Annotated in this window: 22 protein-coding genes; 7 read left to right on the top strand and 15 right to left on the bottom strand. The window is 67.5% G+C overall.

The window, feature by feature from the left end; translation table 11 throughout:
• Positions 1-2 precede the first annotated feature (2 nt).
• Positions 3-1580 carry a hypothetical protein gene (locus tag ACO073_RS19380; RefSeq protein ID WP_421999447.1) on the bottom strand — a complete coding sequence of 526 codons (1578 nt, stop codon included), beginning with the start codon at positions 1578-1580 and terminating at the stop codon, positions 3-5.
• A gap of 21 nt (positions 1581-1601) precedes the next feature.
• Positions 1602-2732: a tetratricopeptide repeat protein gene (locus ACO073_RS19385; RefSeq protein WP_421999449.1), complete on the bottom strand. Its 1131-nt coding sequence runs from the start codon at positions 2730-2732 to the stop codon at positions 1602-1604.
• A 441-nt stretch (positions 2733-3173) separates the two neighbouring features.
• Here ACO073_RS19385 and ACO073_RS19390 point away from each other — a divergent pair, with 441 nt between their 5' ends.
• Together ACO073_RS19390 and ACO073_RS19395 are read left to right on the top strand one after the other, a co-directional pair.
• Complete coding sequence (locus ACO073_RS19390; protein ID WP_421999451.1) at positions 3174-4031, top strand: ABC transporter permease; 858 nt, start codon at positions 3174-3176, stop codon at positions 4029-4031.
• Complete coding sequence (locus ACO073_RS19395) at positions 4021-4857, top strand: ABC transporter ATP-binding protein (protein ID WP_421999453.1); 837 nt, start codon at positions 4021-4023, stop codon at positions 4855-4857. Before ACO073_RS19390 ends, ACO073_RS19395 begins: the two co-directional genes overlap by 11 nt.
• 19 nt (positions 4858-4876) lie before the next feature.
• Here the strand turns inward: ACO073_RS19395 and ACO073_RS19400 are convergent, their stop codons facing one another.
• The 13 genes from ACO073_RS19400 to ACO073_RS19460 all read right to left on the bottom strand — a co-directional run bounded on the left by ACO073_RS19400 (position 4877) and on the right by ACO073_RS19460 (position 17126).
• Complete coding sequence (locus ACO073_RS19400; RefSeq protein WP_421999455.1) at positions 4877-5884, bottom strand: phosphotransferase family protein; 1008 nt, start codon at positions 5882-5884, stop codon at positions 4877-4879.
• Positions 5859-6464, bottom strand: a complete 606-nt coding sequence (locus tag ACO073_RS19405) for a hypothetical protein (protein WP_421999457.1) — start codon at positions 6462-6464, stop codon at positions 5859-5861. Before ACO073_RS19405 ends, ACO073_RS19400 begins: the two co-directional genes overlap by 26 nt.
• Positions 6461-7336, bottom strand: a complete 876-nt coding sequence (locus tag ACO073_RS19410) for an SDR family oxidoreductase (RefSeq protein ID WP_421999458.1) — start codon at positions 7334-7336, stop codon at positions 6461-6463. Before ACO073_RS19410 ends, ACO073_RS19405 begins: the two co-directional genes overlap by 4 nt.
• Positions 7337-8350: an NAD-dependent epimerase/dehydratase family protein gene (locus ACO073_RS19415; protein WP_421999460.1), complete on the bottom strand. Its 1014-nt coding sequence runs from the start codon at positions 8348-8350 to the stop codon at positions 7337-7339.
• 24 nt (positions 8351-8374) lie between these two features.
• Positions 8375-8995 carry an SIS domain-containing protein gene (locus ACO073_RS19420; protein ID WP_421999462.1) on the bottom strand — a complete coding sequence of 207 codons (621 nt, stop codon included), beginning with the start codon at positions 8993-8995 and terminating at the stop codon, positions 8375-8377.
• A 67-nt stretch (positions 8996-9062) separates the two neighbouring features.
• Positions 9063-10586 (bottom strand): PfkB family carbohydrate kinase, encoded by a 1524-nt coding sequence (locus ACO073_RS19425; RefSeq protein ID WP_421999464.1) that lies wholly within the window; start codon positions 10584-10586, stop codon positions 9063-9065.
• Positions 10587-10608: 22 nt separating this feature from the next.
• On the bottom strand, positions 10609-11601 hold the full coding sequence (locus ACO073_RS19430; RefSeq protein ID WP_421999466.1) for an SDR family oxidoreductase: 993 nt from the start codon (positions 11599-11601) through the stop codon (positions 10609-10611).
• A gap of 54 nt (positions 11602-11655) precedes the next feature.
• Positions 11656-12321, bottom strand: coding sequence for a class I SAM-dependent methyltransferase (locus tag ACO073_RS19435; RefSeq protein WP_421999467.1), 666 nt, complete (start codon positions 12319-12321; stop codon positions 11656-11658).
• On the bottom strand, positions 12309-12734 hold the full coding sequence (locus ACO073_RS19440; RefSeq protein ID WP_421999468.1) for an LIC12192 family sporadic carbohydrate cluster protein: 426 nt from the start codon (positions 12732-12734) through the stop codon (positions 12309-12311). Before ACO073_RS19440 ends, ACO073_RS19435 begins: the two co-directional genes overlap by 13 nt.
• Positions 12734-13543 (bottom strand): sporadic carbohydrate cluster 2OG-Fe(II) oxygenase, encoded by an 810-nt coding sequence (locus ACO073_RS19445; RefSeq protein WP_421999470.1) that lies wholly within the window; start codon positions 13541-13543, stop codon positions 12734-12736. Before ACO073_RS19445 ends, ACO073_RS19440 begins: the two co-directional genes overlap by 1 nt.
• On the bottom strand, positions 13540-14487 hold the full coding sequence (locus ACO073_RS19450) for a transketolase family protein (RefSeq protein WP_421999471.1): 948 nt from the start codon (positions 14485-14487) through the stop codon (positions 13540-13542). Before ACO073_RS19450 ends, ACO073_RS19445 begins: the two co-directional genes overlap by 4 nt.
• A gap of 3 nt (positions 14488-14490) precedes the next feature.
• Complete coding sequence (locus ACO073_RS19455; RefSeq protein WP_421999473.1) at positions 14491-15351, bottom strand: transketolase; 861 nt, start codon at positions 15349-15351, stop codon at positions 14491-14493.
• Between the two features lie 209 nt (positions 15352-15560).
• The gene (locus ACO073_RS19460) at positions 15561-17126 is read right to left on the bottom strand and encodes a hypothetical protein (RefSeq protein ID WP_421999475.1); all 1566 of its coding nucleotides are present in this window, start codon (positions 17124-17126) and stop codon (positions 15561-15563) included.
• Between the two features lie 359 nt (positions 17127-17485).
• On the opposite strand from ACO073_RS19460, the gene ACO073_RS19465 reads away from it, so the two are divergent.
• The 5 genes from ACO073_RS19465 to ACO073_RS19485 are packed head-to-tail and all read left to right on the top strand — an operon-like array spanning position 17486 to position 21861.
• A complete protein-coding gene (locus tag ACO073_RS19465) occupies positions 17486-18070 on the top strand; it encodes an SIS domain-containing protein (protein ID WP_421999476.1) in 585 nt (194 codons plus the stop codon).
• Positions 18064-19140: a glycosyltransferase family 2 protein gene (locus ACO073_RS19470; RefSeq protein WP_421999478.1), complete on the top strand. Its 1077-nt coding sequence runs from the start codon at positions 18064-18066 to the stop codon at positions 19138-19140. Before ACO073_RS19465 ends, ACO073_RS19470 begins: the two co-directional genes overlap by 7 nt.
• Positions 19137-20117 carry a GHMP kinase gene (locus tag ACO073_RS19475; RefSeq protein WP_421999480.1) on the top strand — a complete coding sequence of 327 codons (981 nt, stop codon included), beginning with the start codon at positions 19137-19139 and terminating at the stop codon, positions 20115-20117. Before ACO073_RS19470 ends, ACO073_RS19475 begins: the two co-directional genes overlap by 4 nt.
• 8 nt (positions 20118-20125) lie before the next feature.
• Positions 20126-20842, top strand: a complete 717-nt coding sequence (locus ACO073_RS19480) for a sugar phosphate nucleotidyltransferase (RefSeq protein ID WP_421999481.1) — start codon at positions 20126-20128, stop codon at positions 20840-20842.
• Positions 20839-21861, top strand: coding sequence for a lysylphosphatidylglycerol synthase transmembrane domain-containing protein (locus tag ACO073_RS19485; protein ID WP_421999483.1), 1023 nt, complete (start codon positions 20839-20841; stop codon positions 21859-21861). The genes ACO073_RS19480 and ACO073_RS19485 overlap by 4 nt, the downstream gene beginning before the upstream one ends.
• Positions 21862-21918: the final 57 nt, after the last annotated feature.

A 21918-nucleotide genomic window follows, 5' to 3' on the forward strand; every position in this document is an offset into this window, starting at 1 on the left:
CCTCAGAGGGCGTGGCGGCCGCGGAACTTCAGGACCTTGCCCTTGAGCGACTCGTCCTCGCGCGGCAGCCCGGCGAGGACCTGGCTGCAGAACGGGTTGATGTTGGCGCCCACGTAGTTCGTGAAGGCACTCCAGAACTTGTTGTAGATCACGTTGACGCCGATGATGCGGCGCGCCACGCGCCGGCCGGCCGGCCGGGTCTCCGCTTCCGTCGAGGCGGCCCGCTTGAACAGCCGCTCGACGACCTTGAGGCGCTTGCGGTCCACCGGGCTCATCGGACGGCCGGTGCGCACAGGCTCGGTCGCGGTCTGGGTGGCCAGGCCGAACTCGAATATGAACAGCTCGGCGACGCGCAGCTGGTCCGCGAAGGCGCCGCGCTGGACGCCCTCAAGCCCCTCCGGCATGCCCTCGCACTCGTCGGGCAGCAGGATCGGTCCGGTGAAGCCCATGGCCTTCCAGGCCCTGGCGAAGCCGGTCACGAAGTCGGGCCGCGCCGCCACCATCATCACGGCGGTGCTGCGCGGGAAGGTCAGGACCTGGTCGCAGACGAAGGGCAGCGTGTGCGGCAGGTCGTAGGTCAGGTCCTCGAACAGCTGCCATTCCAGGCTGGTCTCGACGAACGGCGCGGTGGCCGGCTCGATCGCCGTCGCAAGGCCGGTCGTGAAGCGCTCGTAGGCGGTGTCACGGTCGAGCCGGACCTCCTCGATCTCGACGTCGGGCAGGCCCCAGGACTCCGCCTGCTTGGGCACGTAGGGCGACGCCACGTTCCAGATGTAGCGGTCCTGGTCGTTCATCCGGGTCGCCCGGCCCTTGTTGTTGGCCGCGGCGACGCGCGTGTGGTCGCAATGGTAGCCGAAGACCTTGTCGATCAGCGTATCGACGCGCCCGCGATAGAGCGCCAGCCGCGCCGCCAGGTTGGAATCGCAGTGCCAGCCGAGGATCATCTCCTCGTCGAAGCCGTGGATGGCGAACATGTCGTCGCGCAGCGCCGCCTGGAAGTCGCCCAGCGCGTCGTACTTCATGGGCATGTAGTTGTGCACGACCTGGTTCAGGTGGAAGCGCACCGCCCACTCGCGCAGCTTCGCGAGGTTGCCGACGGGATCGCGGCGGTCGAACGCCGCTTCCCACAGCATCTCCGGGATCTCGAACCGCGGCACCTGGTAGAAGCCGTCGCCCAGGCCGCCCAGGATGTCGCTGAGCGATTCGTTCTCCTGGCGCGGGACCAGCAGCATGTCGGTGTTGGTGTAGAGGATCCACCGGTTGCGCGGGTTCGAGCGCCGCAGCGCCACGTTGCGCGACTGCGCCTCGAGCGCGACCAGGTGGGTCTTGAGGCGCAGCTGGGCATGCTGGTCCGGCCGCAGGCGCAGGATGCGCATGACCTTCTTGGCCTTGTCGGTCAGCGTGTCGTGGATCGCCTCGGGAAAGGTCGGGTGATCGTCCGGCGTGTTGTAGTCGACGAACAGGATCTCGTCGTCCGGGTCAGACATCACCTCGGCCAGCGCGTTGAAGCTGATGGCGGCGCGCTTGTGGAGGTTGTAGCCGTGGCTGTCGTTGCGGCCGTAGAGGATGACGGAAAACATGGGTCCTCGCGTTGGCCCGGGCTAGGAGCCGAGCCGTGCCAGTTCGTTGCTCGCGGCGGCGAATTCGATCATGGCCGGTGGCGCCCCGTCGACGACCTCCCGCCAGTGGCGGCGGGCGGCTGCCGGATTGGCGCCCGCGGCGAGCACGCCGAGCTGGAAAGCGGCCTCGGCGCGCCGTCCGGCCGTCGTCGCCTGGCACATGACCGTGTCCTCGGTGGCCCGGCCGGCATGGTGAGCCAGCAGCACGCCCGGCCAGCGTTCCGGACCGTCGGTCGCGGGCTCGGCGGTCACGCCGGCCAGACGGGCGGCCGACAGCCTATAGAGCGGCCAGTACGGGTTGCCGGGTTCCTTGGCTGCCGCCAGCCCGAACTCGTGGAAGGCCGCACCGTAGTTGGCCTGGCGCATCGCCACGCAGCCGCGGGCCGCCGACGCGGTCGGCGACAGGAGCTCGAGCTGGCGCCGCCAGTCCTCGTTGGCCTCGGCCACCCGGCCGAGCGCCATACGCGCGATGCCGCGGCTGTTCAGGGTTTCGACGTCCTTCGGATGCGCGGTGAGGACACCGTCGAAGATGGCGATCGCCTCCTCGAAGCGACCGAGCGCCAGCAGCGCCTCGGCCTTCAGCGCCAGCGCCTCGCCGAGGTCGGCCTTGACCTTGAGCGCGCGCTCGTAGCTGTCGAGCGCCTCGGCGGCACGGCCGCGGACCAGCAGGGCATTGCCGTGGGCCAGCTGCGGCAGCACCTTGCTGCGGACATTGCTGCGCACGAGCTCGTAGGCCTCGATCTCGAAGGCGAAGTAGCCGCGCCGGCGGAAAAGATAGCGGCGGTCGGCGGCGCCCGGCGGCAGGTCGGCCAGCAGGCGTCGGGCCCGCTGGTACTCGACGCGCGCCTCCTCGGTGCGGCCCTGGGCGTCGAGCAGCTCAGCGCGCGCCATGATCGCATCGGCGAAATCGGGCAGCACGGCCAGCGCCCGGTCGAAGGCCTCGAGGGCGGCCTGGGACTGGCCGCCGCGCATCTTCACCAGGCCGTCGCGAAAGTGGCCCCGGGCGACCTGCTCATCGTCGCCGGCAACGTCCGTCACCGTCAGGGGGGCGGGCCGCCGCCACAGCCGGGCCATCGGGGCGATCGCCGCCCGCAATATGCCGCTGTCAGCCACGGGAGGAGGCTCCCGGGGCGAGCCGGCCGGCGCGTCGCGCCTGGCGGCAAGGGGCGTCGGCTCTGGGAGGGGTCTTGCAGGCGGTCAAGATGGCACTTTCACCGTTCTGGTGCTTGGGGGGCGGGCAACCGGAGTCCGGGCAGGCGTCCCGCTAGCCCAACCGGTCTGGAGCGTCAAGCTTCGCCCGGCACTCGCACCGGGCGGCACAAGATGGCAGAATCGCGACGGAATTTCCCGGGGCCGCACCGGTGGAAAACCGGTGCCGGCCTCCCGGGGGCGCTACCTCACCCGGTCGCGCTGTGCTATGCGACTGCCGCAAACCGTCCCCCTCCCGCCAACCCGAACACGCCATGCCCCGCTGCGGCGAGAATTGCCCCTTCCCCGTCAATGACTGACCTCGATCATCAACGGCGTCTTCCCGATTCGCGCATCATGCATATCGTGGACGGGAAGTACGTGGACCCGCGCGACTACAATGCGGTGCAGCGCGTCGCCCGCTTCATGATCCGGCCGTTCGTCGACGGCTGGCACCATCGCGACCTGATCGCGGCCATCCTGCGCCGCGAGCTGCGCGAGCGCTTCAGCGGCTCGATGGCCGGCTGGGTATGGGCGGTGACCGCCCCACTCATCTCGCTGGTGACCTATACGCTGGTGTTCGGCGGGTCGGGCCAGCTGCCCAACGGCAAGACGGCGGCTTCGTCGATCGACTACGCGATGTTCATCTTCGGCGGCCTGGTCGCCTTCAACTTCTTCACGGAGATGGCGTATCGCGCCCCGTCGCTGCTCCACGAGTACGCTCACTACATCAAGCAGACGATGTTTCCCGCCGAGATGCTGCCCATCATCTCGACGTTGCGGGCCATGACCTACGCGACGATCGGCCTGGCGGTCATGCTGCTCTGCCAGATCGTCTTCCAGGGGTCGCTGCACGTGACGGTGCTGCTGCTGCCGCTGTGGTTCATTCCCTTCCTGCTCTTCCTGATGGGCATAACCTGGCTGCTGTCGGCGATGGGCGCCTTCACCCGCGACACCGCGTACCTGATGATGACGATCGCCCCTGTGCTGATGTTCGCGACGCCGGTCTTCTTCTCGCACGAGACGCTCAGCCCCAACATCAAGCTGCTGATGTACGCCAACATCCTCACCGGCTTCATCGAGATCATTCGCGACCTCGTCGTCTTCGGCAAACTGCCCGACGGCCTGGTCGTCGCCTGGACGATGTTCGTCTCCCTGTTCATGTTCTGGTTCGGCTACTGGTTCTTCCGCCGCCAGCAGGACGCGATCGCCGATGTCATCTGACCCCGTTTCGGCCGCCGCCACGGCCTCCGCCGGCGTGACGCCCTCGCCGATGTCGTCGGACACGGAGGTCGTGATCCGGGCCCGGCACCTGGCCAAGGCCTACAAGCTCTACGACAGCCCGAAGGACTGGGTGAAGCAGCAGCTCGTCGGGAGTGAGCGCAACCCCTACTACAAGTCCTTCTGGGCCCTGAAGGACATCAGCTTCGAGGTCCAGCGCGGCAAGAGCCTCGGCATCATCGGCCGCAATGGCTGCGGCAAGTCGACCCTGCTGCAGATCGTCTGCGGCATGACGCGCCCGACCAAGGGCGAAATCTGGGTGAAGGGACGCGTGGCGCCGGTCCTGGCGCTCGGCGCCACCTTCGACCTCGAGGCGACGGGCCGCGAGAACGTGCTGATCGGCGGCGCGGTGCTCGGCCTGAAGCGCCACGAGATCCTCACCAAGTTCGACTCGATCACCGATTTCGCCGGCATCGGCGCCTTCATGGACCAGCCGCTCAAGCTCTACTCGATCGGCATGCGCATGCGCCTGGCCTTCGCGATCTGCGCCCATATCGACGCCGAGATCCTGATCGTCGACGAGGCGCTGGCCGTCGGCGACCTCGCCTTCCAGAAGAAGTGCGTCGACTGGATCGACAATTTCCGCCGCACCGGCACCCTGCTCTTCGTCAGCCACTCCACGGCCGACCTGTCGCGCCTGTGCGAGAGCGCCCTGTGGATCGACAATGGCCGCGTCCGCGAGGCCGGCAACGTCAACGACGTGAGCCGCGCCTACCGGCGCGCCACGATGCTCGAGAAGGACAACATGGCCCGCTTCTCGGCGGCCTGAAAGGCCGCCGGCGCGCCGCTCAGGCCCCGAGTTCGGCCATCACCGCGCGGGCCTTGCCGATCTGCTCTCGTCGCGCCTGCTCCCAGGTCCCGAGCGCCGCGTTGCTTTCCTGGCGGTGGCGCCAGCGCTCCGGCAGGAGCTCGCCCAGGATGATGGCGCACCAGCGCAGGCCGTAGAGCGGCAGCAGCGCGGCAAGGCGTTCGGCCTCGGCATGGCGGCGGAAGTGTCCGAGCAGCGCCTCCCGGTAGGCGGCCTTCTGGCCGGCCGACAGCCGCATCCCCGGATGCATCACGAAGTTCGCGATGCTTGTCAGCGGATCGTCCCAGCCGAAATACTCGAAGTCGAGGAACCGAAGGCGGCCGTCGGGGCCGCGCAGCGCATTGTGGATGCCCATGTCGGACGGGATGAGCGTGCGGAACTCCGGGGGGAGATCGACCGAGAAATCGAGGCCGAGCCGCCGGTAGGTCGCGTCCGCCGCCTCCCGGTAGCGGCCGAGCGCCGGCACCAGCACTCCGTCGAAGAAGGCGGCGAATTCCGGGACCTCGTGCTTCACCGCCTCGAGGCGGGCGTAGCGCCGCTCGATCTGGGCCACGATACGGGGGCCCGACAGGCAGGCCTCGGAAGCTTCCCCTATCTCCGACCGGGCCCGCGCGTCGATGACGGCATCGAGCGCGATCTGGAAGCCCGCGAAGTCGGCGACGTCGCGGTCGCTCGCCTCGGCGACCGCCTCGCCCTCGAGCCAGGTCAGGAGCGCGAAACGCTGCTCGGGCGCCACCGCCGCGACCCGCGGCGTGCGGTCGATGTTCTGGCGCTCCATGAAGCGCAGCGCGTTGACCTCGGCCTCGAGACGGTTGCGGTTGTCGGCCGCCGGATACTTCTTCAGCGCGAAACCGCCTGAGCGGCACTGGACGCGGAAGATGCGGCTGTTCCCGCCGCGCCGGATCTCGGACATGCCGGTGACGGGCTCGCCGCACAGGGCGCGCGCCACGTCCCGGATCTCGTCAGGAAGGACGGTGGAGGGCGTCACGAATCTCGTTCCACGATGGATATTGCTCGAAGGGACAGTGCGGATCGCGGCCGAACAGGATCTTGCGGCAGCCCGCCGGCATGGCGTCGTGCCCAAGCACCTCGGCCAGGTCGTCGATGAAGACGTCGCAACCCAGCGCGCCGATGCGGCGGACCTTGTCGTCCCGCGTCGCCTCGAAATGCACCGAACCCCGGTCGAGACCGAGGCCGGCGGGGGCGAAGAAGCCGTTGTCCTCCATCCAGCGCAGCGCGGCGACGCGGAGGTCGGTGTTCTGCGGATCGTGATGGGCCTTCTCGGTCTTGTGGCTCACGATGACGATCCCGTCGCCCCGCCGCCGGCAGGAAGCGAGGAAGTCGGTCACGCCGTCGAACAGACTCGCCGCGTCGATGCGCCTTCCATAGACCAGCCCCTGCAGGCGCTCCCAGAGATAGCCGTCCGCGCGATCGGCCAGCAGGGCGCGCTTCACCTCGACCTTGTTGCCCTGGAAGGCGGCGGGGAGCAGCCCCTCCTCCCGGCCGACGCGCGAGAACGCGTGGTCGTAGCAGATCAGCGTGTTGTCGAGATCGAGGCCGACCTTCATCGCGGAAAGCCCTCGAAGAGCGCATCGAGGATGTCGCGGGCCCGCTTGGCCGGCAGGCCGAGCGAACGGCCGATCTTGTCGCAGCCGATCGTCACGTAGCGGTGGCGGAAGATCGACGGCACCTGCGCCTCGGTGACGTCCTGCCCCTCGACGAGGTCGAGCGGCAGATGCCGCTTCTCGGCCATCAGGCGGGCCGCATCGAAGTAGCCGATCGCGTCGCTCGATCCGGTGTGCCAGATGCCGCGATGGCGTGCCTCGGCAAGGCGCCACGCCGCCTCGGCGACGTCGGCGACCATGACCGGCGACAGCGCCATGTTCGTGGCGGCCTGGGCCTTCCTGCCCTGGGAGAGCGCCTCGAACCAGCCCTTGAAGACGCCGACCGGACGGTCGGCCAGGACCTTGGTGGGGCGAAGGATGGCGGCCGGCAGGTCCTCGCGGGCGATCGCCTCCTCGACGGCGAGCTTCTGCCGGCCATACTCGTTCTTGGGGGCCCTCGGCGCGTCCTCGGCCGGCGCCGGCGTCTCGCCGTCGAACACCTGGCTGCTCGACAGGAACACCATGTGGACGCCGCGGTCGGCCAGCCGCCGCGCCAGCGCCAGCGTGTTCTCGACGTTGATGCGGCGCGAGCCGTCGGGATCCTGCTGGCAGGCCTGCATGCTGGTGACGGCAGCGCAAAGGAAGGCCATCCGGTAGTCGGCGCGCCCGAGCGGCGCGAAGTCGGGATCGCTCAGGTCGAACGGGAGGCCCGCGCCAGGCCGGCGCGACGTGGCGTCGACCGCCATCCCCATCTTGCGGCAATGCTCCTGCAGGGCGGAGCCGACGAGACTGTCGCCTCCGACGACGAGGGCACGGCCGCTGTCAGCTTGCGCCATCTACTGGAGATTTACCTTCTGCATCGTCTTGATGTTGAAGTAGCGCGGATCCTCGAGCGAGTCGGGCAGCTTGCCGTCCTTGAACGCCTTGATGAGGTCGACGACGGCGTCCTCGATCGAATGGGCGGCCTCGAAGCCGAGCTCGTCTTTGATCTTCTTCGACGACACGTGATAGGAGCGCATGTCGTTGGTGTTCTGCACCTTGAGCTTGACGTGCGGCCCGACGTTGCGCTGGACCATCTCGGCGAGCTGCATGACCGAATGGTTCTCGTATCCCGCGTTGTAGACCTTGCCGTTGACCTTCTCGTCCGGCGCCTGCAGCAGCAGCATGTAGGCGTCGGCCATGTCCTCGATATGGATGTTGGGGCGGAGCTGCGCGCCGCCGAACACCGAGACCTCGCCCTTGTGGACGCCGAGGTTGGTCAGGATGTTGACCACGACGTCGAGCCGCTGGCGGGGCGAGTAGCCGCACACGGTGGCCGGACGGATGGTGACGGTGGTGAAGCCGGGCGCCTTCTCCTGCTCGAGCAGCACCTCGCACTCGGCCTTGAACTTCGAGTAGTCGGTCAGCGGCTCGAGCGACAGGTCCTCGGTGACCTCGACGCCGTCCTTGATGCCGTAGACCGACGAGGACGAGGCGTAGACGAAGCGCTTGACACCGGCGGCCTTCGAGGCGCGCACCAGCGGCACGAAGGCATCGAGGTTGATCGAGCGGCCGAGGTCGGGGTTGAGCTCGAACGACGGGTCGTTCGAGATGCAGGCGAGGTGGATGGCGGCGTCGCAGCCCTCCAGCGCCCGCTTCACCACCTCGGGATCGCGGATGTCGCCCTTGACCTCGCGCAGGTTGGGACCCCGGCTCGGCTTCAGCACGTCCTCGCCGTACATGAAGAGGTCGAGCACGGTCACCTTGTAACCGGCCTCGATCATCTTCGGCACCAGGATGGAACCGACATAGCCTGCGCCGCCCGTGACGAGGACACGATCGAGGGCGGGGTTCTTCTTGTAACGACTCATGGATGTGCCAGCTTCCTGTTCAGCTCAAGCGTTCGCGACGGCGCGGCCGTCCTTCGCCCATTCCATGCTGTAGTCGAGGATCGCATGGCAGAGGGCGAGGTGGCCGATCTCGACATAGCCGTAGGCTCCGGAATCGAGAAAGACGTTCATGTCTCCGGTCCTGCGCAGGGGATTGTCGGGCTTGAAGCCGCTCAGCGTGAGAACGGTGCAGCCGAGCCTGCGGGCCGCCGTGACGGCGCCCAGGATGTTGGGCGAGCGGCCGGACGAGCTGATCGCCACCAGCATGTCGCCCTGGCGTCCGTGGAACTCGATCTGCTTGGCGAAGACGTGCTCGTAGCCGTAGTCGTTGGCGAGGCAGGTCAGCATGCTGCCGTCGTTCATGGCCCAGGCGCGCAGGCCGCCATTCTTGCTGTAGTCGGTCGCCATGTGGCTGGCGATGCCGGCGCTGCCACCGTTGCCGGCGAAGATGATCTTGCCGCCGGCCTCGGTGACCCGGCGGGCCGCGCCGACCGCCCACTCGACCGCGAAGTCCAGGGCGACCTCCTTGCCGTTTGCGTCCGTCGCGATGGCGCTGCGCATCACCGACGACAGGACCTCGACATAGTCACCGATCAGCCCTGCAGCCGAAGCCTTGTGCTGCCTCACGAGTCACTCCCCGACAGGATTCGCAACGCGACTGAAAATACCCGGCCACAAAACGCCTTTTCCCCTGTCATTTCAAGAGCGTCGACAGGTACTTCAGGATCTCGGGCTTGGTGATCTGGTGTCGCTGGCCGACGATCCGGACCTTCATCGCGCCCACTGCATTGCCTATGAACGCCGCCAGGAAGGGATCGCTGCCACTGGCCAGCAGCGGGGCCGCCACGGCGAAGAAGGCGTCGCCCGCGCCGATCGTGTCGATCGCCTCGCCGGTCAGGGCCGGGATCCGCTTCACCCCGGCCTGCGGCGTGTAGACGATGCTGCCGAGCTTGCCGTGGGTGATGACGAACGTGTGGCAGTCGATGCGCTTCTCGAGCTTCTCGCGCACCACGGTCTCGATGGGCGCGTAGCGCTCGACCGCGGCCAGCCGGGCCTCCGGCTCGTCGATGCAGATGAAGTCCGCCCGCGGATACTTGGTGATCAGGTTGAAGCCGCGGTTGGCGCTGTTGGTCTGGGCGTTGACCGCCAGAAACTTGGCCTTGCGGCAGACGATGTCGACCAGCGCCGAATCGATCATGCCGTGGCCGAAGTCGTTCACGATCACCGCGTCGTAATTGGCGATGTTCTTCTCGACCCAGCCGTTGAGCGCCGCCTGGTCGGGCGGCGTCAGGTCCTCGTCGGTGATGTAGGCGACCTCGATCAGCTTCTTCACGTAGGCCGGATCGACCAGCCGGCTCTTCACCGTGGTCTGCCCGCCCGCGCGGTAGAAGGGCACGAGATTGATGTTGGGATGCAGGCTGGAGCGGATGAAGTCCTCGCGGCTGTCCTCCTTCCCCAGCAGGGTGACGAGGTCGACGCTCTCGCACATCTGCCCGACCAGGTTGGCGGTCGCGATCGCCCCGCCGGCGAAGATCTCGCGGCTGCGATACTTGGTGGCGATGATGTTTTCCTTGGCCGGCTTGCCCAGCGGCTCGACGTAGATGTACTCGTCGAGGATCGTGTCGCCGATCACCAGGCAGCGCCGGCCGCCGACGCCCATGACCTGCTTCGTGACGTCCTCGACCGAGATGCGGGTGCGCAGCTCCTTGAGGTAGGCCGCCGCCTCCTCGGGATAGAGCTGGAGCACGCGGTTGGAGAGGTTTGACGAGCTGAAGGTGATGTCCTCGGTATAGAGGATCTTGCCGCCGTGCTGCTCGACGGCCATCCGCTCGGTCTTGATGCGGCCGGTGACGTCGGCCTCCTCGTCGGCATACTCCGAGCCCTTCAGGTAGAGGCTGGGCTTCACCGTCTCGATGACATGCTCGGCGCCCGGGTTCGGCGAGATGCCGACATAGTCGACGCATTCCAGCGCCGCCACCATCTCGGCGCGCAGCTTCTCCGGGAAGACCGGCCGGTCCGGTCCCTTGTTGACGTGCCGGTCCGTCGTCAGCGTGACGAACAGCAGGTCGCCGTGGTTCTTGCCGATGTCGAGGTGCCTCTTGTGGCCGACATGGAGGATGTCGAACACACCGTGGGCGAGAACGACCTTCTTGCCTTTGGCCTTGGCTTCCGACGCGATCTGGCCGAGTTGCTCGAGCGTCTTGACCTTGTCCATCATGTACCGCGAAACCCCCAGACGCCTAAGATCGGCCGAGATAGGCGAACCAGTCCTTGGTCGCCTCGGCAATAGACTCGGGCGTCCAGACCGGAGCGTCCCGCCAGTAGTCGATCACCTTGAGCATGTTCTGGACGCCCTGCTCGATAGGCACGCGCGATGTCCAGCCCAGTTCCTGCTTGATGCGAGTCGTGTCGGCGAAGGTGCAGTCGGGCTCGCCCGGACGCTTCGGGATGTGGACCGTGGCCGGGGCCTCGAGAAGCTTCGCCAGGTAGTTCACCGACACGGGCTTGTCGCTGCCGACGTTGAGGCACAAGCCTACCTTGGCCGAGTCGGCGGCGCAAACCAGGGCATCAACGGCGTCCGACACGTAGGTGAAGTCGCGGGTCTGCTCGCCGTCGCCCACGATGGTCAGCGGCTTGCCGGCCAGCAGCTGGGCCAGAAACACGCCGAACACGGCGCCGTAGGTGCCGCTGGTGCGGGCGCGCGGCCCGTAGATGTTGAAGAAGCGAAGCGAGATCGCCGGCAGGCCGTAGACCTGGGCCCAGTGCATGACCTCGCACTCGCCCAGCCACTTGGTCAGGGCATAGGGGTACTGCGGACGGATCTCGGAGGATTCCGGGGTCGGATAGGTGTCCGGGATGCCGTAGCAGGACGACGAGGCGACGTAGACGAAGCGCTTGATCCCCGCGGCGCGGGCCGCCTGGAGGGTCACGAACGTTCCCACCACGTTGGCCCGGAAGTAGCCTTCCGGGTTGACGATCGACGGCACGATGTCGGCCAGGGCGGCGAGATGGAAGACCCGCTCGACCCCCTCCATCGCCTTCTTCATGGCCGCCGGATCGGCGACGTCGGCGACCTGGACCTCGAGGCGCGGATTGCCCTTCTGCTGCTCGAGGTTGCGCGGTTTGCCGACTTCCATGTTGTCGACCACACGGACCGATCGCCCGGAGGCGAGCAGCCGGTCGGTCAGGTGGGAGCCGATGAAGCCGGCTCCGCCAGTCACCAGATCAAGCATCAGTGGGGCATCCAATCGTGGAATTGTCTGGGGTGGTCGCCGTCGGTCGCCGGTTCATTCGAAGAAGATGAAGCCCCAGTCGCCCTGGTAGCCGCATTGCCGGTAGATCCATTCCCAGTTCTCGACGTCGTGGAACGATTCGCAGGTGAGCTGCCAGTACAGCAGGTTCATGCGCTCGCGCTCGTTGCGGAACGATTCGACCATGATGTATTTGCCGCGCCCCTTGCCGACCCGCTCGATCTCCTTCACCCCGTCGAACAGGGTCTTGATCGGCAGGTTGTGCAGGGTCCCCAGCGAGACGACGTAGTCGAACGAGTTGTCGGCGTAGGGCAGCGAGACCGCGTTGCCGACCTTGAGGAAGGGCTTCACCTCTTCCTTGGCATTGGCGATGGCGTACTCCGAGACGTCGATGCCCTCGACGTGGATGCCCGGCACGGCGCGCGTGAACTCGTGCAGCAGGAAGCCCTTGCCGCAGCCGACGTCGAGCACGCGGTCGCCCGCCTTCAGCCCGTAGTGCTTGGCCATCGCTTCGGCGATCGGCAGCCAGCGACCGTCGTAGCGGTAGCCGCCATAGCCGTACTGGCGCTCGCCGTCCCAGTAGTCCTGGCCGTACTTCTTGGCGACCTCGGCGCAGGACGCCTTGTCATGCTGCACGACGCGCCCGACATAGTCACGCTTGGTCCGGTTGTGCAGGGCACCGATGAAATCTACATGAGCCATCGTTCGATCTCTTGATACTCCAGGGCCCTGCAGATGTCCGAGGTCTGCAGCACGTTCTCCCAGCGCTCGGCGTCCGCCTCGTCCCGCAGGACGAAGCCCTCGACGGCGGCATGCAGGACGCAGCCGGCGTCCAGCAGCCGGGCATACACGCGCTGCCGCGCCGACGCCTCCTGCGGCAGCATGAACATCGAATAGAGGATGACACCGTCGACCGAGGCGAGGTCGTCGAGCACCTGCTCCAGGATCAGGTAGCAGCCGGGCATCGCGTACTCGGTGGCGCTCAGCAGATAGTGGAGCTTGCGCCGCGCCGCATAGTCGCGAATCACCAGGTTCTGGATGTGCTGCGGCGCCCTGTGACCCTCGACGGCCCGACTGAACACGTAGCCGCGATACCCCTTGTCGTTGCCGGGCATCAGGCCACCGACGGCAGCCTGTAGCCCGCCCCGATCCGGGTCGCGGGGCGGACCAGGATCGGCTCGAAGAACTCGCCGAGCTTCTTGTCGTGGTAGGGCGAGAAGATGCTCTTGAAGCGGCAGTTGCTCGACCAGCGGGTCTCGGGCTCGCGGTTGACGACGTTGCCGTGCATGACGTTCTGGGTGAACAGCAGCACGTTGCCGTAGGGAATGTCGAGCCAGGTCAGGTCCGGCTCGATGGTCCGGTAGAGCGCCTCCGCCGACTTGAGCTTCAGCTCGCCCATGCGCGCCTGGTACTCGGAGTCCTTGTCGCGCGGCAGGATGTACATGGTCTTGGTGCCGAAGACGTTGACGTACGGCACCCAGAGCACGACCTCGTAGGGCGAATCGCCGGCCCAGACGTCGGCATGGACCGGGAGCAGCGAGCTGTCGTCGTTGGGCAGCTGGATGCTGAGATTGATCCGCAGCTGCATCGCGAGCTCGTTGCCCACCAGGACCTCGAGGGCGCGCCGCGCGGTGTTGAAATACGCGAGCCGCGTCCACGGCTCCTCGTTCATCTCGCGGATGACGGCGAGCCTCAGGTCGTTGAGGCGCTGCACGTCGACCTTCTCGTGGATCCGATCGAGGAAGGCGCCCTTGTCCTCGGCCGGCGGCAGCTTGAGATACGAGGCCGTGATGTCGGCGATGAGGTCGCGGATGCGGTCGAGATCGCCCCGCGATTCGGCCGGCTGGATGACATAGCCCTCGCGCACGAAGGACTCCGCCATCCCGAGCTCGTCGTCCCGCCAGAAGGTCGGCAGGTTGCTCACGCCGCGCTCCTGGCGCGTGCCGCTCGGACGGTCTCGGCGATGCTCCTGGCGTCGAAGCCGAAATGCTCCATCAGCTTCTGCTGGCTGCCATAGTGCTCGGCGAAGCGGTCGGGTATGCCCAGCCGCTTCACCGGCGGCATCGGGACGGAGAGATTGTCGGCCAGCGCCTCGAGGACGGCGCTGCCGAGGCCGCCAACGACGCTGTGCTCCTCGACGGTGACGATCAGCCCGGTGCGGCCGGCCGCGCCGACGATGGCCTCGACGTCGAGCGGCTTCACGGTATGGACGTGCAGCAGGCGGCAGCGGACGCCCTCGGCGGCCAGCGCCTCGGCGGCCTTCAGCGCCTGGGTGGTCGCCACGCCGGTGCCGATCAGGAGCACGTCGGAATCGCCGGTCTGGCCGTCGATCATGTCGATCGCCTTGCCGATCGCGAAGCCGCGCTCGGGCTTGCTGATGACCGGATCGCCGCCCTTGCCCAGGCGGATGTAGATCGGATGCGGCCAGTCGAGCGTCGCCTCCATGAGTCGGGACATCTCCTCGGCGTCGCAGACCGCGGTCACGGTCATCCGCGGCAGGGCGCGCATGATGGCGATATCCTCGATCGCCTCGTGCGTCGGGCCGAGCGGCGCGTAGACGTAACCGCCGCCGTTGCCGATCAGGCGCACCGGCAGGTCGTGCAGGCAGAGGTCGATGGCGACCTGCTCGTAGCAGCGGCGCGTGATGAACGTCGCGATCGTGTTGACGTAGGGGATGTACCCGTCCATCGCCATGCCGGCCGCCATGCCGATGACGTTCGCCTCGGCGATGCCCTCCATGTAGTAGCGGGAGGGAAATTCCTTCTTCATACCGCCGAGCAGGCCGGGCGAGAGATCAGAACCGATGAAGACGACGCGCTCGTCGCGCTTGGCGAGCGTATGGACCATGTCGAGGCTGCGCTTGCGCATGGTTCAGCCCGCCAGTGCCGAGCGGATCGCCGCCCGGTCGCTCTCTGATAGGTCCGACTTGTGATGCCAGGAGGCATTGTTCTCGGCGACCGGAATGCCCTTGCCCTTGACCGTATGGCAGATGACCGCCCGCGGCCGGTCACCGGCCCAGGCTGCGGCCTCGCGGAACACCCGGCCGAGCTCGACCACGTCGTGACCGTTGCACTCGAACACCTTGAACCCGAAGCTCGTCCACTTGTCGGCCAGGGGTTCCATGTTCTGGATCTCGAACACGCTGCCGGCGGACTGGATCTTGTTGTAGTCGATGATCGCCGTCAGGTTGGACAGGCGATGCTTGTCGGCACAGGCCGCCGCCTCCCAGACCGATCCCTCGTTGATCTCGCCGTCGCCCATCAGGACATAGACCTTGCTGTCGCGCCCCGACATGCGGGCCGCCAGCGCCATGCCGATTCCGATCGACAGGCCGTGGCCGAGTGCCCCCGTGCAGGCCTCGACGCCCGGCACCACCGTCTCGGGATGGCCGCCCAGGAACGAGCCGAAGTGGCAAAACCGGTCGAGCTCGCCGATGTCGAAGAAGCCGCGGTCGGCCAGGACGGCGTAGAGCGCCAGGCAGCCATGGCCCTTGCTGAGGATGAACCGGTCGCGGTCGCGCCAGTCCGGACGGGCCGGGTCGTGGCGGAGGAAGTCGTCGTAGAGGACGCGAATGATCTCGACCAGCGACAGGGCGGGCCCGACGTGCCCGCGGCCACCGTTCTCGATGGCGCGAAAGATGAGGGTTCGCAGGAAGCGGCTGCGGTCGTCCAGGGGCGCTTGCTGGACCGAATCGAGGTCCGTCGCATAATTGAGCGCTGTCTGATGCTTCATGCCAACAGTCATCTTTCGGGTCAGGTCCGTGCGCACGTCTCTAGCACGGCTCGCGACGAGGGGGGAACGAGGTTTGGCAGACGCCATACAGAAACCACACGGGGCTGTCCATGCCCGCTCCGATGCCCGCCGAATCAGCGCATGCGCAGTCCGCCGGCGCCCGTCACCCCGGCCACGGTGGCCCGGCAAATGCATCGTCGCGAATGCTTCTAAGCAACCCTGCCCTGCGGGATCCGGGCCCGCCACCGCAGCATCGCGGCGGCCGCCGCCCAGCAACCGCCGAAGGTCGCCAGGATGAACACCAGCAGGAGCGAATCGGAGATCGTGTGGGCCGAACCATAGGCCCACATGTTGGGAAGAAAGGACACGACGAACGCCCCCAGGACGGTCATGAAGGGTGCCCTGAACTCGCGCGCACCGATCGCCGGAAAGGCCACGACGAGCAGCCCGGCCAGCAGGGTCGCGCCCAGCAGTGCGACCAGCCAGGCCTCGACCGGCACCCGTTCCACGACGTTCGTGAACACCGCCCAGATCTGGATGGGTTTCCAGTAGAGGTAGAGGGCGATCGTCTCCTTGGGATGTCCCGCGACCAGCCCGAAGAACACCCGCCGCATGATGTTGTCGTGGAGCCTCATCTTGAAGGTCTTGGTCCACGGCGAAAGGTAGTCCTGCTCGAGGTGGATGAACTTCCGCTCCTTGAGGTAGGCCAACGCCGCCTTGTAGCCCAGCGAATCGGCGTGGGCGGCGGCCCCGTCGACCACGCCGGTCAGGGGCCAGAAGTCCGGCGACGTGTTGAGGCCGAGGAACGCCGAATGCCAGGCGCCGTGATAGGGCAGGACATCGTCGGTGAAATAGACGGGATGAAGCTTGGAACTGGTGTAGAGCCAGTTGGCGGCAATGCCCGCCAGGACCAGCACGAAAGGCCACTTTACGGCGAGCCTGGCGAGCGACGGGAGGCTGCGCTCGTCCGCGCTCCGGCGCCAGGTCGACCAGGCGAGCAGGAGCGTCAAGCCGGCCAGGAAGAGGACGGCCCATAGCGCAGTCCCGCGCATCTTCATGGCAAGGACCAGGATGGCCACCTGCAGCGCGGCAAGGGCGAGCGCCACGAGATTGAGCCGGCACCTGTAGATCAGCAGCAGGGCCAGATGCAGCGTCGGCACGAGGGCGAGCGTGGAACCATGCCGCATCCCCCAGAAGGTCGGCATGTCCACCGAGAAGACGCGGCTCTGCAACTCGATGATGAACGCCGAGACGCTGCAGACCATCAGCACCTGCGCCAGCGGCCGTCCCCAGAACTGCAGCGAGAAGGCCAGGGTGCTGAGCGTCAGCGCGGCGAAGAACAGGAAGTAGAGCGATTCGATCCTGAAGCCGAACGTGGCGAAGGCGACCTTCATGAAGTCCACGATCCCCACGTCGTCGTAGACCATGGTCCTGAGGCCCCCGTCGAAGACGAAGACCGGGGCAAGCGAACCGAGCCTCGTGGCGTTCTCGATCCCTTCGTTGATGAGCGCGCCGTTGCGGAGGTTCGGCTGGATCCGCGGGTCGTTCGCCCCGCTGGCACCGCGGCTGATCGGCTCCTCCAGCGCTTCCAGGACCTTGTAGTGAGTGAGGTAGCCGTCCAGGCCGTAGACCAGCTCGGATATGGCGACCGCGATGGCGTTCTCCTCCGACTGCGGCCCGAAGCTCAGGGCCTTGTCCATCCCGCGCTGCAGGCCGATCCAGCAGGTCAGGCCGATCGCCAGGAGGGCCAGGCCGGTCGTGACGTACGGAAACAACCTGGCCGGGAGGGCGTTGAAGGACCGGACGTGAGAACCGGGTTCACCGATAGCCGAGTCCATTGTCAGGTATCCCTCCTCAACGCGCTGACAGTGTGCTACTTCAACCCGACGAAGAACACCACCGGCGGGCTCATGGGCCTTCATGGCAGGGCACGGCAGAGCCAACGATATAGCAACCTGGAATTGCGTGCCTCGCATACCTTCAATCCGTCCGCCCTGCCCCGGCGTCTCCGGCCGGATCGCGACGAGCCTACCGCCGTTCTCGCCCCAACCAGGCCCGAGCTTGGCCCGGCGGCCTTGGTGGCGCCGCGACCAGCGGCTTTCGAATGCGACGATTCGTACGTAGGGTTTCGCCCATGAGCTTCACGCAGACATTCCTCCGCCAGGTCGGCGAGATCGCCGCCAGCATCGACGTCGCCGCCGTCGACGGTATCGTGGACGGGATCGCCGACGTGCGCGGCCGCGGGGGACGCCTCTTCATCCTCGGGGTCGGAGGAAGCGCGGCCAACGCATCGCACGCCGTGAACGATTTCCGGAAGCTTTGCGACGTCGAGGCCTATGCGCCGACGGACAACGTCTCCGAGCTCACCGCGCGCACGAACGACGACGGGTGGTCGAGCGTGTTTGCCGCCTGGCTGAAGACCAGCCGTGCCAACGACAAGGATGCGATCCTCGTCCTGTCGGTCGGCGGCGGCGATCGCGAGCGCAATGTCAGCCCGAATCTCGTCGAGGCGCTGGACGAGGCGCTCCGGCGAGGCCTCGCCGTGTTCGGGATCGTCGGGCGCGACGGCGGCTACACCGCCAGGGTCGCGCATGCCGTCGTCAAGATCCCCGTGGTCGATGCCGGCCTGGTGACGCCCCACAGCGAGGCCTTCCAGGCCGTCGTCTGGCACTGCCTGGTGTCGCATCCGAAACTGATGGTCAACCGCACAAAATGGTAGAGCAGCCGGCCGAGCCCACGATCCTGGGCGCCCCCCGGAATGGTTCATCGGACGCGGCAGACGCGAACCCGCCCGACATCTCCCTCGTCGTCCCCGTCTTCCGCGAGGAAAAGAGCATCCGGATCTTCCTGGCGCGCGTGGAGCCCATTCTCGCGTCCATCGGCAGCTACGAGATCCTGTTCTGCTACGACCCCTCGCCCGACCGGACGAAGGAGGTGATCCTCGAGGAGATCCTGCGCAATCCCAGGATCCGGCTGCTCAGCTTCAGCCGCCGCTTCGGCCAGCCGGCGGCCGTCATGGCGGGCCTGCATCATTGCGTCGGGCGCAGCTGCGTCGTGCTCGACGTCGACCTGCAGGACCCGCCCGAGCTCATCCCCCAGCTCCACGAGAAGCTGCGGCAGGGCTATGACGTCGTTCTCGCCAAGCGGCGACGGCGGAGCAAGGAACCGGCGGTCCGGCGCCTCATGTCCTTCGTCGGATACCGGGTGATCAACGCCCTCTCGGATGTCGAGATCCCGAAGGACACCGGCGAGTTCCGGATCATGAACCGCCGGGTGATCGACGAACTCTGCCGGCTCAAGGAGGGACACGGCTTCCTGCGCGGCCTCGTGGCGTTCGTCGGCTTCAACCAGACCTTCGTCGAGTTCGATCGCAGCGAGCGCGCCGTGGGGGACAGCAACTACCCGCGATACTTCGGCTCGATCCGCATCGGCCTCAACGGCATCATCGGCTTCTCGACGGCCCTGCTCACGGGCACGCTCTTCGCCGGGCTCGCCATCGCGGGCGGGGCCCTGCTCATCGGTCTCTACGTCGCCGTCGAGAAGCTGGTCTTCGCCAAGGACTATCCGCTCGGCCTGCCGACGATCACCCTCCTGATCGCCCTGCTGGGGGGCGTTCAGCTCGTGGCGATCGGCATCCTCGGCGAGTATATCGGCCGCGTGTACGACGAGGTCAAAGGCCGGCCGTCCTACATCGTCGACCGCTTCTTCAATCCGCCCGCTCCGCCGCCGCCCGCGCAGGTCGCCCACGGTGACAAACCGTCGGCCACCGAGCCGGAGATCCGGTCGTGATCCTGACGCGCACGCCCCTCAGGATATCGATCGCCGGCGGCGGCACCGACCTGCCCTCCTACTACCGCCGCTTCGGCGGCTCGCTGATCTCGGCGGCGATCACCAAGTACATCTATGTCGGCGTCAACCAGACGTTCAGCCCGGGCTACCAGGTCAAGTACTCGAGGTTCGAGCACGTCGACACGATCGACGAGATCCAGCATCCGATCGTCCGCGAGGCGCTGCGCCGGCACGGCACGCCGCCATCGATCGAGATCATCAGCCTGGCCGACATCCCTGCAGGGACCGGCCTCGGCTCGTCCGGCACTTTCGCGGTGGGCCTGCTGCGGGCCCTCCACGCGGCCAAGCGCGGCTACGTCACGGCCGAGGCCCTGGCGGAGGAGGCGTGCCACATCGAGATCGACGTGCTGCGACATCCGATCGGCAAGCAGGACCAGTACATCGCCTCGTACGGCGGCGTCACCTGCTTCGAGTTCAACCCGGACGACAGCGTGACGGCGTCGCCGCTCGCGATCTCCAACCAGACGTTCACCGATCTCGAGGAGAACCTGCTCCTGTTCTTCACGGGCTACTCGCGCGCCGCGACCGACATCCTGTCCGACCAGGACAAGCGCACGACCGGCAACGACGCCGCGATGATCGAGAACCTGCACTACGTCAAGCAGCTCGGGGCGGAGATCAAGGTCGCCCTGGAGCAGGGCGACACCCACGAGTTCGGCCGGCTGATGCACGATCACTGGGAGATGAAGCGCAAGCGCTCGGCGAACATGTCCAATGGCGACATTGACCGATGGTACGAGGTGGGCCGCGACGCCGGTGCCATCGGAGGCAAGATGGTGGGCGCCGGCGGCGGCGGCTTCCTCCTGTTCTACGCCACCGACCGCACCCGCCTCCGGGCCGCCATGGCCCGGGAGAACCTGATGGAAGTGCCGTTCCGCTTCGACCATGACGGCTCCACCACCATCATGAGGGACTAGGCCGGACGATGCAGAGTGTGATCCTGGCCGGCGGCCTCGGCACGCGGCTGCAGGCCATCACCAAGGAGATCCCCAAGGCTCTCGTGCCGGTCCGGGGCCGGCCCTTCGCCGCCTACCAGCTCGACTGGCTCGCACGGCAGGGCGTCACCGAGGTCGTCTACTGCATCGGCTACAAGGGCAGCCAGATCGTCGACTTCGTCGGCGACGGAAGCGCCTGGGGCCTGCGGGTCAGCTACGCCGACGAGGGCCGCGAGCTCCTCGGCACCGGCGGCGCCCTTCGGCATGCCCTGGCAACGACCGGACTTCGCCCCTCCTTCTTCGTCCTCTACGGCGATTCGTTCCTTCCCATCGCCTACCCGCCGGTCCTCGAGCGGTTCGCGCGCAGCGGCAAACCGGCCCTGATGACGGTCATGCGCAACGACAATCGCTGGGACCGCAGCAACGTCGTCTACGATCCTCCGCTGGTGGCGCTCTACGACAAGCACTGCGACGAGCGTGTCCGCGCCACGATGACGCACATCGACTACGGCCTGCTGGTTCTGTCGAGCAACCTCGTCGAGACGGAGATCCCGAAAGCGGCCGTGGTCGACCTCGCCGACGTCCTGGGCAGGCTCAGCCGCCGGGGTGCGCTCGCGGGATACGAGGTCGCCCAGCGCTTCTACGAGGTGGGATCGCCGACCGGCCTCGCCGACTTCACCCGCTATGCCGAACAGGAAGGGCTGTGACCGCGGCGGCGCCGGAGCAGGCCCGAACCGAGACCGCGCGGGATGGCGCCGCGCCGCAGGCCACCGCGTCGGTCCGCTGGCGCCTCGCCCTCAAGGTCGCGCTTTCCGCGCTCATCCTGGGGCTGCTGCTCCACACCATGGACCTCGGGAGGCTGTCCGTCCTGCTGGCGGGGGTCGATCCCTGGCTGGCCTGCCTCGCCATCGTGGTCCTCATGACCGTCCCCGCGATCAGCATCCCGCGCTGGCGGGCCATTCTCTCCAGCCTCGGAGAGGAGCTCCCCACGCCGACCGTCGCCCGCGCCCTCTATGTCGGCGCGTTCTTCAACCAGGTCCTTCCGTCGTCGGTCGGCGGCGATGCCTGGCGGATCTGGTTCTGCACGCGGGCCGGCGTGCCGCTCGGCGTCGCCGCCAACAGCGTGCTGATCGAGCGGCTCGTCGGGCTGGTGGCCGTGGTCCTCTGCTTCTGCCTGACCATTCCGGTCCTGCTGGGCCGCGTCGGCGACCATCCGGCGCGCTGGCTGCTCTGGCTGATGCTCGCCGGCTGCGTCGGTGTCCTGCTCGGCCTCGCCGTCCTCGCCGCGATCGCCGGCCGGCTCGACCGGAGTCCGCTGCTGAGGCCCCTCGCCTCGCTGGGCCGCGCCCTTTCGACCGTCGCCCGGTCCTCGCATGTCGGCCTGCTTCTGTGGACGGGCCTCCTTGGCCAGGCCGCGGCGATCCTCGCCTTCTACCTGGTCAGCCGCGGCGCCGGCGCCCCGCTCACCCTCGTCGACTGCGCCGTCACCCTGGCGCCGGGCCTGCTGATCGCGCTGGTCCCGGTGTCGCTCGGCGGCTGGGGCGTGCGGGAAGGCGCTTTCGTCCTGCTGCTCGGCTTCTACGGCATGAGGCCCGAGCAGAGCCTCGTCGTCTCCGTACTCTTCGGCCTCGCCCTCCTGGCGGCGTCCATGCCCGGCCTGGTCCTGTGGCTCCGCCTGCCCGCCGCCGCGTCGCGCCGGACGGATCCGTCGCCGGACCGGCGATGAACCGGAACCCGCCATCGTTTGTCGCCGTCGAGCGGTCCATGTTAGTCAAAAGCGCGC

Source organism: Reyranella sp. (assembly GCF_965229815.1).
GTDB lineage: Bacteria > Pseudomonadota > Alphaproteobacteria > Reyranellales > Reyranellaceae > Reyranella.

Bases quoted from the DNA above. Each gene is read 5' to 3' on its own strand.
- ACO073_RS19395 (WP_421999453.1), top strand. From the start codon at position 4,021: ATGTCATCTGACCCCGTTTCGGCCGCCGCCACGGCCTCCGCCGGCGTG.
- ACO073_RS19410 (WP_421999458.1), bottom strand. From the start codon at position 7,336: ATGGCGCAAGCTGACAGCGGCCGTGCCCTCGTCGTCGGAGGCGACAGT.
- ACO073_RS19415 (WP_421999460.1), bottom strand. From the start codon at position 8,350: ATGAGTCGTTACAAGAAGAACCCCGCCCTCGATCGTGTCCTCGTCACG.
- ACO073_RS19405 (WP_421999457.1), bottom strand. From the start codon at position 6,464: ATGAAGGTCGGCCTCGATCTCGACAACACGCTGATCTGCTACGACCAC.
- ACO073_RS19425 (WP_421999464.1), bottom strand. From the start codon at position 10,586: ATGATGGACAAGGTCAAGACGCTCGAGCAACTCGGCCAGATCGCGTCG.
- ACO073_RS19450 (WP_421999471.1), bottom strand. From the start codon at position 14,487: ATGCGCAAGCGCAGCCTCGACATGGTCCATACGCTCGCCAAGCGCGAC.
- ACO073_RS19470 (WP_421999478.1), top strand. From the start codon at position 18,064: ATGGTAGAGCAGCCGGCCGAGCCCACGATCCTGGGCGCCCCCCGGAAT.
- ACO073_RS19455 (WP_421999473.1), bottom strand. From the start codon at position 15,351: ATGAAGCATCAGACAGCGCTCAATTATGCGACGGACCTCGATTCGGTC.
- ACO073_RS19380 (WP_421999447.1), bottom strand. From the start codon at position 1,580: ATGTTTTCCGTCATCCTCTACGGCCGCAACGACAGCCACGGCTACAAC.
- ACO073_RS19430 (WP_421999466.1), bottom strand. From the start codon at position 11,601: ATGCTTGATCTGGTGACTGGCGGAGCCGGCTTCATCGGCTCCCACCTG.
- ACO073_RS19440 (WP_421999468.1), bottom strand. From the start codon at position 12,734: ATGCCCGGCAACGACAAGGGGTATCGCGGCTACGTGTTCAGTCGGGCC.
- ACO073_RS19465 (WP_421999476.1), top strand. From the start codon at position 17,486: ATGAGCTTCACGCAGACATTCCTCCGCCAGGTCGGCGAGATCGCCGCC.
- ACO073_RS19435 (WP_421999467.1), bottom strand. From the start codon at position 12,321: ATGGCTCATGTAGATTTCATCGGTGCCCTGCACAACCGGACCAAGCGT.
- ACO073_RS19480 (WP_421999481.1), top strand. From the start codon at position 20,126: ATGCAGAGTGTGATCCTGGCCGGCGGCCTCGGCACGCGGCTGCAGGCC.